General features: G+C 63.8%; 8 protein-coding genes and 2 pseudogenes. 5 read left to right on the top strand and 5 right to left on the bottom strand.

All coding sequences use genetic code 11. The features are described 5' to 3' along the window. Positions 1-21: 21 nt before the first annotated feature. Positions 22-888, bottom strand: a complete 867-nt coding sequence (locus tag CJ177_RS31325; protein WP_005242446.1) for a helix-turn-helix domain-containing protein — start codon at positions 886-888, stop codon at positions 22-24. A 184-nt stretch (positions 889-1,072) separates the two neighbouring features. On the opposite strand from CJ177_RS31325, the gene CJ177_RS31320 reads away from it, so the two are divergent. From CJ177_RS31320 to CJ177_RS31305, 5 genes and pseudogenes are all read left to right on the top strand, one after another. After that, positions 1,073-1,999 (top strand): alpha/beta hydrolase, encoded by a 927-nt coding sequence (locus tag CJ177_RS31320; protein WP_218835139.1) that lies wholly within the window; start codon positions 1,073-1,075, stop codon positions 1,997-1,999. A gap of 38 nt (positions 2,000-2,037) precedes the next feature. Then, positions 2,038-2,964, top strand: coding sequence for an alpha/beta hydrolase (locus CJ177_RS31315; RefSeq protein WP_061699679.1), 927 nt, complete (start codon positions 2,038-2,040; stop codon positions 2,962-2,964). A gap of 198 nt (positions 2,965-3,162) precedes the next feature. Next, positions 3,163-3,435, top strand: a pseudogene (locus CJ177_RS49480) (TetR/AcrR family transcriptional regulator); the annotation flags it as partial. A 157-nt stretch (positions 3,436-3,592) separates the two neighbouring features. Then, on the top strand, positions 3,593-3,739 hold the full coding sequence (locus CJ177_RS49475; protein WP_373560063.1) for a hypothetical protein: 147 nt from the start codon (positions 3,593-3,595) through the stop codon (positions 3,737-3,739). A 56-nt stretch (positions 3,740-3,795) separates the two neighbouring features. Then, positions 3,796-7,074, top strand: a complete 3,279-nt coding sequence (locus CJ177_RS31305) for a protein kinase (RefSeq protein WP_061699678.1) — start codon at positions 3,796-3,798, stop codon at positions 7,072-7,074. Between the two features lie 169 nt (positions 7,075-7,243). Here CJ177_RS31305 and CJ177_RS31300 read toward each other — a convergent pair. The 4 genes and pseudogenes from CJ177_RS31300 to CJ177_RS31285 form a co-directional block, all read right to left on the bottom strand. Next, positions 7,244-7,524: pseudogene (locus CJ177_RS31300) on the bottom strand (transposase); the annotation flags it as partial. Positions 7,525-7,910: 386 nt separating this feature from the next. Further along, positions 7,911-9,311, bottom strand: coding sequence for an ammonium transporter (locus CJ177_RS31295; protein ID WP_061699676.1), 1,401 nt, complete (start codon positions 9,309-9,311; stop codon positions 7,911-7,913). Positions 9,312-9,640: 329 nt separating this feature from the next. Beyond that, positions 9,641-11,053 carry an aldehyde dehydrogenase family protein gene (locus CJ177_RS31290; RefSeq protein ID WP_231914214.1) on the bottom strand — a complete coding sequence of 471 codons (1,413 nt, stop codon included), beginning with the start codon at positions 11,051-11,053 and terminating at the stop codon, positions 9,641-9,643. A 207-nt stretch (positions 11,054-11,260) separates the two neighbouring features. Then, positions 11,261-12,754 (bottom strand): aldehyde dehydrogenase, encoded by a 1,494-nt coding sequence (locus tag CJ177_RS31285; protein WP_061698281.1) that lies wholly within the window; start codon positions 12,752-12,754, stop codon positions 11,261-11,263. Positions 12,755-12,827: the final 73 nt, after the last annotated feature.

Genomic DNA, 12,827 nt, shown 5'->3' with positions numbered 1-12,827 from the left:
GCCGACTCTCCTTCCCGGACTTCAGGAATGCTGATGTTCGGGCCTGTCGGATGCGGCCCAGCTGGAGAGCAGGCGGAGGGACTCCTCGGAGGGAGAACCAGGCTCGGCGGTGAATCCGAACAGGGTGAGACCAGCCGCACTGGCAACCTCGAGCGCCTCGAAACGCAGAGTCAGGTCCCCGACAACGGGATGATGGAACCGCTTGGTGCCCCGCCGGTGTGCTTTGATGTCGTGCGCCGCCCAGCGCGTGCGGAACTCGTCGCTGCGAGTGGCCAACTCGCCGACGAGGCCGGTGATCGCTCCCGAGTACGGGGACCGCGCCGCCTCGGCCCGGAGTATCGCGACCGCGTCGTCGGCCGCGTGGTTCCAGTCGGGGAACGTTTCGTCGGCGCGGCGGTCGAGGAAGATGAAGCGGGCGAGGTTGGGCACGCCGTCCGAGCGGTCGAACACGTCGGCGTACAGGGCGCGGCCGAGGGCATTGACCGCGACGATGTCGAGGTGGCCGTTCTGGACCACGGCGGGCGCGGTGAGCATCGCGTCGACGAGCGCCTGGACCGGCTCGGGGACCTCCACGCGCGCCCGGGAAGTGTTTCGGCGGCGCGGTTTGGTGGTCGCAGCGCGAGCGAGAGTGAACAGGTGCTCGGTCTCCTCGTCGTCGAGCCGCAGCGCGGTGGCAATCGCGTGTAGCACCTCGTCCGACACCCCACCGACGCCGCCACGTTCGATCTGCACGTAGTACTCGGCGCTGACTCCGGCGAGCATCGCGACTTCCTCCCGGCGCAGCCCCGCGACGCGGCGCCGACCGCCCGTGGGCAGGCCCACCTGGTCGGGCGTGATGCGTGCGCGGCGGGTCGTCAGGAAGTCCTTGATCTCCTTGGCGATTTCCATATCACCAGCTTAGGGACGGTCGGCAGCCCGTGGGAGGGGCTGCGGGTACCCCCGATAACCGGCCTCTGGTTCCGGGGTGCGGATCGCAGCAGAGTGGTGTGAGGACGCGGTCGGGACCCCCGAACCGAGTATCGAGATTCAGACCGGCCGGTGGGCTCCGCCGGACGACGAAGGGAATGAGCGCATGACCACGAACGCGATCGAGACCGTCAGCGTGAAGACGCCGTACTGGGACATCGCTGCAGACATCTACTTCCCGCCGGACTTCGACGAGTCGAAGCAGTACCCGGCCGTGATCAGCGCGCATCCGATCGGCAGCTGCAAGGAGCAGACCGCCGGAAACGTGTACGGCACCGCCCTCGCCGACGCCGGCTACGTGGTGATCGCGTTCGACGCCAGCTTCCAGGGCGCCAGCGGCGGCGAGCCCCGGTTCATCGAAGACCCCACGCAACGGGTCCAGGACTTCAGCTCCGTCATCGACCACCTCGTCACGCTGCCGTACGTGGACGCCGACCGGATCGGCGTGCTCGGTATCTGCGGCGGTGGTGGGTACGCCATCAGCGCGGCGACGACGGAACGGCGGATCAAGGTCGTCGGCAGTGTCGTGGGCGTGAATTTCGGACACCTGCTGCACGAGGCGTTCAGCGGCTACGAACCTATCGCGACACTGGAGGCGATCGCCGCGCAGCGCACCGCCGAGGTCCGTGGCGCCGAGCCGAACGTGGAGAACCTGCTACCCCCCACCGCGGACGCCGCGGCCGGAATGGGCCTCGATGTCGTCGAGGCAACCGAGTACTACAAGACCAGTCGAGGCGAGAAGCCGAACGGCGCGACCCGAAGCCTCGTGTCCCGAAGGGCGGCGGGGTATGGATGGGACGCGTTCACCCACGCCGAGGTGTTGCTCACCCAGCCGTTGTGCGTCGTCGTCGGCGACAAGCCCGGCGCGTTCGGCTCCTACCGGGACGGCCTCGAGATCTACCGACGGGCGCGTTCCGAGACGAAGCAGCTTGTGGTGGCCGAAGGCTGGTCGCACTACGACCTGTACGACAAGCCCGAACCGGTCGCGCAGGCCCTCGACGCCCTCATCCCTTTCTACAACAAGCACCTCTGACCGAACGAGCACCACACCACTACCAGAAGGACCCAGCAATGGACAGCATCACCATCCCCAACGGCCCGATCACCATGGCCGGCAACCTGCATCTCCCCGTCGACTTCGATCCGCAGGGCAGCTACCCGGCCATCGTCACCGTGCACCCGGGCGGCGGCGTGAAAGAGCAGACCGCGGGCCTGTACGCCGCGAAGATGGCCGAGGAGGGCTTCGTCGCCCTGGCCTACGACGCCTCGTTCCAGGGCGAGAGCGGCGGCGAGCCGCACCACCTCGAGGACCCGTTCGCGCGGGTGGAGGACGTCCGCGCCGCCGTCGACTTCCTGCAGAGCCTGGACTACGTCGACGCTGAGCGGATCGGCGTCCTCGGGATCTGCGCCGGCGGCGGGTACGCCGTAAACGCGGCCCTGACCGACTACCGGATCAAGGCCGTCACCACCGTCAGTGCCCTGAACATCGGCACCTCGTTCCGACGAGGGTGGTACGGAACCGACTCCGACGCGGCCGCGGTGCCCACGCTGGAGGCAGTCGCTCAGCAGCGGACCGCCGAGGCCCAAGGTGCGGACCCGGCGTACATCCCGTACGTCCCGGAGCAGCCGGACGAAGACACCCCACGCGACCTGGTCGAGGCGCACGACTACTACCTCACGCCGCGGGCGCAGCACCCGAACGCGAAGAACAAGCAGCTGTTCGCCAAGAGCATCTCGCGGATCTTCACGTTCGACGCGTTCCACCTCGTCGAGGACCTGTTCACCGCACCGCTGCTCATCGTGGCGGGCAGCGAGGCCGGTTCACTGTGGATGTCCACCGAACTGCACGGCCGGGTCCGCAGCCCCAAGAAGCTGGTGGTCGTCGAGGGCGGCGCCCACATGGACTTCTACGACGTGCCGAAGTACGTCGACCACGCCGTGGCGGAAGCTACCCCGTTCTTCCGGGAGAACCTGGCGGCTCACTCCGAAGGGAGCTGACACCAGCCCGGGTCTGTGCAGGACGGACCAAACTACAGCCCTGATGCGAACGTCCGTCGGCGCCCACGGACAGGCGGACGTTCGAGGCGGCATCTTCCTCGCGGTGTACGAGGACGGAATGCGCCGTGTACGGGAGCGGGTCGAACCGTACGTGGGCGCACCCGGGACCGGACGCCAGCGACCGCGCGACTCGTGGCGATGTCGATCGCTCACGTGGAGAACCTGATGACCGATCTCGGATACCACCACGTGGTCCACCAAGGAGTGCGCGATCAGGCATCAACTGCGCTGAGGGTCCGACAGCGTGACGCGCTGGCCGCCCTCAACGAACTCAGACGTGACTACGAACGCATGTTCCACCACGTCATCACCGAGGGAATAGCGGACGGCTCCCTACGCAACGTCAACGATGCACTCGCCACCCGAACCCTGCTGAGCAACCTCAACGCCGTCGACGTCTGGTACCGAAAGATCGAGGGACAGACCGAAGAGGACGTCCACGACCTGGCCAGTCAAGTAGTGGACCTCCTGATCGTCCGGAATCGCCGCGATACCGGACGATCAGGACCAACCCCGCTAGCCCGCGACCCCAGAGCACGGTCGACCACACGCAAGGCGTATCGGCCCCGTGGCATTGAAGGGCAGTGTGCCCGGTGTGATCCACAAGACCGAACTCGGCTTGGTCCGGGTCGGCCTGACCGACTCTGCGACGATCCGCGCCGAGGCAGATCGCATCTTCGCCGCGCGATATCCTTGGAGGACTCTACAGAGGTGATTGAGGTGGCAGGTACGTTCCGGTGTTACGTGATGGATATGCCGACGGAGTGAGCCATGCCGCCGGCTGAGAACGATCCGTTATCGACCCAACGCGACGAAGTGCACGTCGTCGCTACGGAGCTCCGAGACGCCGGATTCGACGACCCCCGAGAGATCGGCCGCGGCGGGTTCGGTGTCGTGTTCCGGTGCCGGCAGCGTTCCCTCGATCGCACGATTGCCGTGAAGGTGATGACCTCGGAACTGGACGACGAGAACCGCGCGCGGTTTTTCCGGGAGCAGCGGGCGATGGGGAGACTCACCGGCAATCCCAACATCGTGAACGTGCTGCAGGTGGGCACCACGGGAAGTGGGCGGCCGTACCTGGTGATGCAATTCCATGCCCAGGGCTCACTGCAAGCATGGATTGGCCGTCAGGGTTCACTTCCACTGGACGAGGCTCTCCGGATCGGGATACGTATCGCCGGAGCATTGGAGAACGCCCACCGCCTCGGGATCATTCACCGTGACGTCAAACCTGCGAACATCCTGCTCACCGACTATGCCGAGCCCGCCTTAACTGATTTCGGAATTGCACATATACCTGGTGGATTCACCACCACCAAGCGTGTAATCACCGGATCGCCCGCCTTCACCGCACCTGAAGTGTTGCGGGGGGACGAGCCGAGCGCGGCGTCCGACATCTACGGTCTCGGCGCCACCGTATTCTGCGCCCTCACTGGTCATGCCGCATTCGAACGTCGCAGCGGAGAGAACATGATCGCGCAGTTTCTGCGGGTCACGACCGATCCGGTCCCAGACCCACGGATCGCCGGAATCCCCGATGACGTCAGCACCGTTATCGAACGTGCAATGGCTGCCGAGCCACACCAGCGCCAGCCCACTGCTGCTGTGTTCGGTGACGAACTTCGGGGCATCCAGGCACGCTACGGATTTCCGATGGATGTGATGGCGGTCCGCGTCGATCCGGGAGGTGGGTCCGCCGGGTCGAGAGAGCATCGATCGCACTCCATGCCCGGTGTCGGCAAGTCCGCGCAGGGTGATCTTCCTCTGGAGTTGACCAGCTTCGTCGGTCGTCGTCACGAGCTCGCTCAGGCACGAGGACTGCTCGGGGTGTCGCGCCTTGTCACCCTCACCGGTATCGGTGGGGTCGGCAAGACTCGGCTGGCGCTGCGTGTGGCGGCGAAGGTACAGGCAGCGTTCACTGACGGTGTGCGGATAGTCAAGCTCGGCGCCGTCGAGGACGACTCGCTCGTCGTGGTCGTCGTCGCATCCGAACTCGGGCTACGCAATCAGACGGCGCGACCGCTCATCGAGATTCTGCAAGAGTTTCTAGGCTCGCAGAAGTTGCTTTTGGTGCTCGATAATTGTGAGCAAGTGCTGGAGAAGACGGCAGAAGTCGTCGACCAACTTCTGCACTTCTGTCCCAACCTCTACATCCTCACCACCAGCCGCGAGCCACTGGGAATCAGCGGGGAAGCCGTTCTTCGCGTTCCACCACTCAGCGTCCCCACCGACAGCCGCCCGACGACACCGGAAGGCCTTCCCCAGTTCGACGCCGTACGGCTGTTCGCCGACCGGGCCGCTGCTGCCGTTCCCACCTTCGCTCTGACCGAAGACAACACGAGCACGGTCGCGCAGATCTGCCGGCAACTGGACGGTCTGCCCCTGCCGATCGAGTTGGCGGCCGCACGATTGCGGGCGATGTCCCCCGAGCAGATTCGGGATCGGCTGAGGGACCGCTACGAAGTGTTGTCCCGCGGGCACTGGGTCGGACCGCCTAGACAGAGAACGATGCGATTGTGTATCGACTGGAGCTACGAGCTGTGCTCACCGCAGGAACGACTCGTGTGGTCCCGGTTGTCGGTGTTCGCGGGTCACTTCGAACTCACCGCGGCAGAGACTATCTGCAGCCGCGACATCTCGTCCGACGAGTTCCTGGACACGCTGACCTCTCTGGTGGACAAGTCGATCCTGATGCGGGAAGAGGTCGGCCGGGATGTGCGATTCCGGATGCTCGAGATCCTGCGCGTCTACGGCAAAGAGAAGGCGCAGGCGTCGGGCGAACTTCAGCAACTGCGCCGTGAGCATCGAGAATGGTGTCGGCAGCTGTCCGCTGGCGCGGCAGCCGATTGGATCAGCCCCCGCCAACTCGAGTGGATCACGCAACTGACCCGTGAGCAGTCGAACCTACGTGAGGCAATGGAGTTTTCCGTGGGCGACGCCCCCGAAAAGGGTCTCGATATCGCCTCTTCTCTATTCGCGTTCTGGTTCTCCCACAGCCTGTTCAACGAGGGCAGATACTGGCTCGACCGTCTACTGGCGTGCGAGGCGGGGCAGTATCCCGCCACCAGGATCAAAGCGCTCTACGCTGCGAGCTCGCTCGCTGCGGTACAACGAGACTTCGACACTGCGTCGACCATAATGGAGGAGGCACGCTCGCTGGCCGAGGAAACGACAAACCCCGTTGTCCACATTTTTCTCTCCCGCGCCGAAGGCGTGGTCGGAGTCTACAAGGGCGACCTCACTCCTGCGTGCGCCGAACTCGAAAAGGCGCGCGCCGCATTGTCCACCGATCATGATCTTACACAACATGTTTGGATCCTCGTGATGCTAGGCGTGGGTTACGATCTGCTCGGAGAGTCCAATCAGGCGATCGCGTGTTTCAACGATGCTCTTTCCGTTACGGCAGCTCACGACGAGACCATGTACCGGTCGTACACCCTGTGGGCGATGGGCGTGGCCATTATTCGCCGAGGCGAGTTGGAACGGGCGAGCAGGCTTCTGAAAGAAGCGTTGGTACTGATTCGACGTGTGGACGACCGCTTGGCCGCGGCGGTGTGCCTCGAGGCGCTCGCGTGGACAGCGGGCGAGGAGCGACAGTTTCAACGATCCGCCACACTTCTGGGCGCCGCGGCGAACTTCGCGCATTCCGTCGGGAGTAGCCCACTGCTGTTCACCGCCCTCAACGAGCAACACGACCGATGTGTGACCGACGCCTCTCGCGAACTCGGCACCAGCACCTTCAGCGCAGCTCGTAGCAAGGGCTGCCAGTTCGACACGGATGGCGCAATCACCTACGCGCTCGAGGGGGAGGCTGTGGTGTCCTCGCAACGACCGCACTCGTCACAATCCGGCCAGCCGTCTGTCCGGTTGACCACCCGTGAACGCGAAGTCGCTGCGCTCGTCGCCGAAGGGCTAACCAATCGTCAGATCGCGACCAGACTGACCATATCGCCGCGGACCGCACAGGGTCATGTGGAACACCTCCTCACCAAACTCGGATTCAACTCCCGCGCCCAGATCGCGGCATGGTTCGTAACCGAGAACGCGTGAGCGTGTTGTAGTGGTGAAGGTTCGGTCTCCGCCCTCGAGGCCGCGCCCATGACGACGAGGTTGGCACCGGAAGCGTTCCTCGTCGCGGCATCACGCGGATTGTGCACGAACTGGCTCCAAGTCTCACCAGCGCGTCGTAGCCCACGAAGGCGGCCATCGCGTGACTCTTCGAGAGACCGTCTCGAGTCACTCGACGAGGGACCGCGAGTGGGTTGACCGCGTACACCTGGTATCCGGCCGCCGTCAGCGCCTGCACCCACAGGCCGCGGTCGGTTTCGATGCCGACCACGACCTGCCCTGTCTCTTCGGCGTGGGCGGCTACCAGTTCGTGCAGTTCACGGATGCCGGCCAGCCCGTCCGGCAGCCGACGCGACGACAGCCGCCGGTCGACGTCATCCATCAGGTGCACGTCGAGATGGTCTTCGCCCAGTCGTCTCCGACGAAGATCATCGATCACCTCCTGCGGTTCTCTTAGAATGGTGAAACCTGTTCGAGCCCAGAGTCACCCGACGGCAACCAATGGATCAATGCTCACACGGCACGACACCCCGTCAGCGCTACACGCGACCTCACCGACCGGCCCGGGCACGATCTAACCCTAGGAATCGACGCTCACTCCGGGCGCGAACAGTGCTCACCGGCCGGCGGCTCAGTAAACACCTTCCCCGGGACAATCCGTGACCTGCCGAAGGCTCGCTGATCGACTTCCATCAGGCGCGCTGAACAGTACCGCAGCAGCGATGAACGCGTCGTGTCGGCGCTCTGTTGGCGATCCCAACCCGCATCCAGGTGACGCGTTCATTCTGCTCAGGCGAATGAATAGTTCTAGCGTGCCGTCAAGGCACTAAGCTGACCTCGGCAGCCGGTTTGTCGGATACGTCCGCTTGTTGTAGCCCTGCAGGTGTCCGGTCAGGATATGCAACCTCGCCAATGACTGCGCGATCCAGTTTCGCCTCCAGGCCTTCATCGACTCGCCCGTCACGCAGCCCGATGGTCTTCTCGACCACGAAGACCACGAGAAGAGCCGACGCGAGACCGAGCGCCAGGAAAACGATAACTCCGTACAATTGATGTCCGATGTTGATCGAGGCGTGCTGGAAGGCGTACTCACCCTGGGTAATTCCAAAGTAGCCACCCTGCTTGACGCCACCTGCCAACACCGCGGCCATCAAAGCGCTGTAGATTCCCGGGCCCAGCGTAAGTGGTACAACTTTGAGGTCGTCCAGCCTGAGCCTGATCATCAGCTTGTAACCACCGAGCAGGATAAACGGCGCAAACACGGCGGTCAGACCTGCCTGCCAGGGCTTGACGACGTCGATCAGCCCCGACACCGAGATCCAGCCGGCCACCGGTGACACCAAGAAGAAGTACGGGTGTTTCCCTATCTTCCAGACCAGCAGGCCGCCGATCGCCGAGGCCGCGAAGGCCATCATGAGATTCGTGACAATCAGCCCCATGCCGCTCTCGTTGAGGGTGATCCCGAAGTATCCGGATCCGGGTACCAGGTACCCGTTGGTAAGCGCATAGCCGCAGATTCCGGCAAGGAAGAGGACCATTCCGACCACTACATACAACATGTTGTGCGGGATCGCAGGCTCGGTCGCGGTGCCGTCGAAAACACCCACCCTTGGCCTGGCTCGCCACACCAATACGAGCGCCCAACACCCAAGCAAGATATAGAAGAATGCACCGCCGAAGTCGTGGGTACCGGCGTTGGACAGCGGCCCGACAGAGCCGTAGACCAGGTACCCAGCGACCGGGATGACTACAGCCCCGAAGAGTAATGCGATCAACGCCAAGGAACTTGTTTTGACCCGCTCGATCACAGACCCGGCCAACAGCGCCGCGAAGAAGGCGGCGAAGAGAATGAAGAGCGCGTAAAAGGCCTGGAAGGAGTCAGCATTCGGCACGACCGCTGGATCGAGATCCTGGGGTAGGGTGTTGATGCCCGTTCCTCCGAGCCACCACGACTTGATCGCCTGGCCGAGCGGATTTGCAACACCGAAAGCCTGGTTGAACTGCGTGACCCAGATGGCGAATCCGATCAGTGACATACCCGCCGCAGCAACGAATGCGGCGACAAGCTTTTGCGTCAACGTGTGCATTACGTTTCCTGCGCGACTAAGGCCGGCGTCGAATAGAAGTATCCCGGCTATGGCCAGCAAGATGGCGATCAGCCCGATAATGTAGACCACCGTCGGAAGCTGTGCCGCCATAGAAACTTGATCAAGGTACATTGGCATCCTTCTACCTGAGAGTGGAGTGGTAAGACGCGGTTGCCTCTTGATTCCATAAGAGATTCCTTGCCAAAGGCAATTCATCTATACGAATCAGGCCAGCCCCTGTATGGCGTGCCGCCGTCAAATTTCTCACGGTGTGTGAGACGTTTCTGAGTCTGTTCCCCCACTGGATGCGCGGTGACCTCAAGCGCAAAGACTGCCGCGCAACTTCGTTTGATCTTGTATAGAGCGATTTTTCGAGTGGGTTTCGTCGTCGAGTTTAGAGATCTGTTTCGATGACGACCGCGGAGTTCATGTCGCGTTCCCACTGGTTCGCCGCATGGTGCTCACCATCGGGTGACGACCAGTTTCTGATCGGTGAAGAAATCCAACGGCGCAGCACCACACACATGCAGGTCACCGTAGAACGAGGCACCGTACCCGCCCATCGTCACATTCGCCGGCGGCGCCGGAAACGCATTGATCCCGACATTGCCGGCCCGAATACCCCGCTCAAACTCCACCGCCACCGCACCAGAGCTGGTGAACACCGCTGCAGCGTTACCGAACTCGGTGTCATTCGACAACGCGATCGCCTCCGCGAGCGTGTCCACCCGATGCACATTGATCACCGGACCGAACAACTCCCGACCCTCCACCCCGTGCCGCGGATCCAAATCGGCAACGATCGTCGGCCCGATGAAATAGCCGTTCTCCGACCCCGCCCCACCCACCGGCTTCACGTTCCGACCATCGAGGACGAACGTCGCACCCAGATCCTCCGCCTCCCCCAGCGCCGCCAGGATCCGCTCCTTGCTCTCGGCGCTGACGACCGGGCCCATCGTCACACCCTCGGCCATACCGTCACCGACCACCAACTGATCGGCCAACGCCACCACACGGTCCATCAAATCGCCGTAGACGTCACCGACCACCACGACCCGACTCCCCGCCAGGCACCGCTGACCCGCCATCCCATAGGACGAGGACACGATCCCGGCCGCCGCCCTATCGAGATCCGCATCCGGGGCCACCACGATCGGATTCTTCGCACCACCATTGGCCTGCACCCGCTTCCCGGCCGCTGCCGCCGCCCCGTAGATCGCCCGCGCCGTCGGCGACGACGTGATGCACGAAACCGCCACCACCGACGGGTGGGCGATCAGGTGCTTGACCACATCCGCCCGGCCGTGCACCAAGTTCAGCACCCCATCCGGCAGACCCGCCTGCTGCAGCAACCGAATCGCCGCGGTGGACGCGAGCGGATCCTGCTCGGACGCCTTGATGATCAACGCATTACCGGTGACCAGAGCCCACGCCGAGAACTGCACCGTGTTCATCACCGGGAAGTTCGACGGCGTCACCGCCACACACACCCCCAACGGCTCCCGCACCCGCCGCGCATCCAAACCAGTGGTGACGTTCACGGCGTCGCTGTGATACAGCATCGGAGCCGCAATCGCCGTCTCCAAGAAATCGACGGCCCGCCCCACCTCACCGCGCGCCTCATCCAACGTCTTACCCTGATCGATCGTGATCGTGCGCGCCAACGACTCGACATTGTCCTCGAGGATCACCTTCATCCGATACAAAAACCGCACCCGCTCCGACAACGGCCGCGAACCCCAGTCGGCGAAGGCACGAGACGCAGCCACCACGGCCGCCTCCGCATCCTCGATCGTCGCCGGCACCAACTCCGTAATCACCTGCCCCGTCGCAGGATTGAACACCTCGATGGCATCCGCTCCCGACCCCGGCACCCACCGACCACCAATCAAACACATAGCCGTCAAATCCACATCGGTGATTGTCACTATTCAAACCCCTCACTACTCAAAAATCGTTTGTAGGTGCCGCCGACGACCGCGACCGGCAAGACCGACACCTGCGGGTCCTCGGTCAGACGTGGGCGGCTACGACCCTGCACCGGCGCCACCGACGACTGTGGAGCCATATGTGCCCGTGGTCTACGACAGATCGACGACGACTGTCTTGAGCTCGAGATACTCGTCGAGACTCTCCTTGCAGGTCTCCCGACCCAACCCCGACTGCTTGTGCCCACCGAACGGCAACGCCGCATCCACCGTCTGATAGCAGTTCACCCACACCTGACCCGCTTCGATTCCCGCGGCCACGCGGTGCGCGCGGCCGAGGTCCCGGGTCCACACCCCCGCACCGAGTCCGTAGTGCGAATCGTTGGCCAGCGCCAGCACCTCGTCCTCGGTGTCGAACGGCACAATCGTCAGAACCGGACCGAAGATTTCCTCCCGCAAGACTTTCGAGTCCGAGCCGACGTTCGCCAAGACGGTGGGCTCGACGAAATAGCCTTCGCTCCCCCACGCAGAGCCGCCGGTGACGATCTCGGCTCCCTCGCTGCGGGCGAGTTCGATGAAACCGAGCACCCGGTCCCGGTGCTCCGCCGAAATCAGCGGACCCATCTGCGACGCCGCATCCAAGCCGCGGCCCAACCGGATGCTGTCAGCCGCCTCGACCAGCCCGTTGACCACATCCTGGAACACTGAGCGGTGCGCGTACAGACGCGACCCGGCGACACAACTCTCACCCTGGCAGGCGAAGATCGCCAGCGCTGCCGACGGAATCGCCTTCCCCAGATCGGCGTCGCCGAAGATGATATTCGGTGACTTCCCGCCCAGCTCGAGGGAGACGCGCTTGAGGTTGCCCGTGGCCGCCTTGATGATCGCCTTCCCTGTCGGACCCGAGCCGGTGAAACTGATCTTGTTCACGTCCGGGTGCTCGACCAAGGCGGCCCCCACCGTCTCTCCGTATCCGGTGACATAATTGAAGACACCCTCGGGGAAACCGGCCTCCAGCACCAACTCCCCCAGCAATGCGATCGACAGCGGAGTCTGCTCGGCCGGCTTGACAACCACAGTATTTCCCGTCGCGAGCGCCGGCGCAATCTTCTTGACCGCCATCATCAACGGGAGATTCCACGGCACGATGCACCCCACCACACCGAGGGGCTCGCGCAGCGTGTACGAGTGATAGGGGCCGCCGAAGTTCGTCGGAAACGACACCGGGATCGTGTCCCCGGTGATCTTGGTCGGCCATCCCGCGTAATACCGCAACACATCGACCGAGAACGCCACATCGACGTATCTGGCCTCGCCGATCGTCATCCCCGCATCCAGCGACTCCAACTCTGCGAACTCCTGCGCACGGTCCTCGATCAGATCCGCCAGCTTCCACAGCAGTCGGCCACGTTCCTGCGGAGTCAGCCGGCGCCACGGTCCGCGGAATGCTGCGCACGCAGCCGAGACCGCGCGGTCGACATCCTGGGCGTTCCCGGCCGGAACACGAGCAACGACCTCCCCGGTCGCGGGATCCTCCACCGCGATCGTTTCGGCAGTGGACGCGTCGACCCACTCGAAGCCGATCAGCATCCTCTCGGCCTTCTTTATGTTCGTCCTCAGTTCTTCACTGAGCAGCGTTGTGGACATGGTTCCATCCTCATCTTCATCGCATTAATAGGTTCTCGGCACTCTCACAACGGAAGGTGCCGCCCTGGGCCGC

It is taken from the genome of Rhodococcus sp. ACPA1 (assembly GCF_002300195.1).
Classification (GTDB): domain Bacteria; phylum Actinomycetota; class Actinomycetes; order Mycobacteriales; family Mycobacteriaceae; genus Rhodococcus_F; species Rhodococcus_F opacus.
This window is presented reverse-complemented; position numbering and strand designations above follow the sequence as displayed.